This is a genomic window from Estrella lausannensis, assembly GCF_900000175.1.
Taxonomy (GTDB): Bacteria; Chlamydiota; Chlamydiia; order Chlamydiales; family Criblamydiaceae; genus Estrella; species Estrella lausannensis.
The window spans coordinates 1-1,552 of the sequence record NZ_CWGJ01000007.1 but is presented as its reverse complement, the minus strand read 5'-3'; the positions used below and the strand labels follow the sequence as shown (position 1 = coordinate 1,552).

Here is a 1,552-nt window from a genome sequence, read left to right as displayed (position 1 = left end):
GGTCTAAATGGGGAGCACTCCACATAGCAATCTACGAACTCAATACAAACAGAATGAGCTCCGTATTCTTCAGGCCAACGAATCAAAAGCCGTATATCATCATTTTGCTCACGATCTATAATAATTTCTTTCAATTCAGCGTCATGCCAAGGCAAATCATTAAAATTTTGTATCACTGATAAAATCCTGGATTTAGGTCATTTGGACTGCTGTTGCCTTTATAAGACCGGATCACCTAGCTTGCGAGCTAGGTAATCAGGTCGAAATGGGGAGCACTCCAATTTAGGATATTGATGATTTGCTCTCTGTGAGTCTCTTCGTCATGCAGTTTTCCTTTTGTCTTAGGGTAGCATGATTTCCTACTTAAATATGAATCTCGATTTTAGTGGCTAGGTCAAATCGTGAAAATACAACGTTATGAAGATAAACAAGTTCCAGAATAAGATGGGAGACCATCGACCTTCAAAGTCCAAGGTTTAAAGGTGCATGTAGAGAATATTTCTATAATAAGATTGTTCGAAAGATAAAATACTGGGTCTATTTTCAACAAACAACCTTGATAAGAAACACTTACAATTTCCAACCCTTCTAATGATTTTAATTTGTCATTAGCATATTCATCATAACAAGCAAATAAAATTTGTTTTGAAGTACTCAATCGCCAATTACTCGAAGCATAAAACATCCAATTAGACCCTGTCATAGTGAAAACATCCTTTTTGTAATTGATATTTTCAATCATTAAAGGTAAATGCACTTTCAAATTACAAATCATATGATTCAACATCGACATAATTCCGTCCAAATTTACTATCATTTACATTATGAAGATTCATACGTTCCAGAATAGAAAGGCAATTCATCTACCCAAAAAGTCCAAGGTTCAAAAGTATCAGAGGAAAATATCTCTATGAGAAGACCGTTTGAGAGGCAAAACAAAGGATCGACCTTCACCAAATCACTTTGAATTGAAATACTTACAATTTTCAATCCTTCTAACGACTTTAATTTATCACTTATGTTTTGATCGTAACAAGCAAAAACAACCTCTTGCAATGTGCACACTCGCCAAGCACTAAACGTACTAAAGGCCCATTTAGCTCCACGTAAATTAAAAATCGCCCCATCCCAATCTACTTCTTCTATCGTCAGGGGTAAGAATTCTGTTACTTCGTCAATCATTTCGCTTATCACTGGTACAATTCCATATGTGTTTGTTGTCGCAAGTATAACGCTCTGTTTTCTATTCCCAAAGGTGCAGTTGGAGGCCTACCCGTAAAAGGGTTGATTGGACCTCCTTTTATATGTTCAAAACTTGCTCGCAACGGTGCGTGCCACGTAGACTCCATAACCCTTACTTTCATATTTTGATTCGGAATAATGTACTGCATTCCCGCTGATCTTGTTGGAGAAGCCTGGAACCCAGCATTTTTAAAACCTGTTTCTAAAATATTTCTATTTGTCGGTATTGTTAATCCATTAGGACCCACAATAAAGTCTGTTTTCTGACGAACAACACCCTTCTGCACTGCCACTTTAGTGGTCTTCTGAA

2 protein-coding genes are annotated in these 1,552 nt (G+C 36.9%); both read right to left on the bottom strand.

Annotation, left to right across the window (positions count from 1 at the left end; translation table 11 throughout):
• Positions 1 to 822: 822 nt before the first annotated feature.
• Positions 823 to 1,182 (bottom strand): hypothetical protein, encoded by a 360-nt coding sequence (locus tag ELAC_RS02650; RefSeq protein WP_143406418.1) that lies wholly within the window; start codon positions 1,180 to 1,182, stop codon positions 823 to 825.
• Between the two features lie 8 nt (positions 1,183 to 1,190).
• On the bottom strand, positions 1,191 to 1,552 hold a 362-nt coding region (locus tag ELAC_RS11815), incomplete at its 5' end, for a hypothetical protein (RefSeq protein WP_204250520.1).

Bases quoted from the DNA above. Each gene is read 5' to 3' on its own strand.
- ELAC_RS02650 (WP_143406418.1), bottom strand. From the start codon at position 1,182: ATGATTGACGAAGTAACAGAATTCTTACCCCTGACGATAGAAGAAGTA.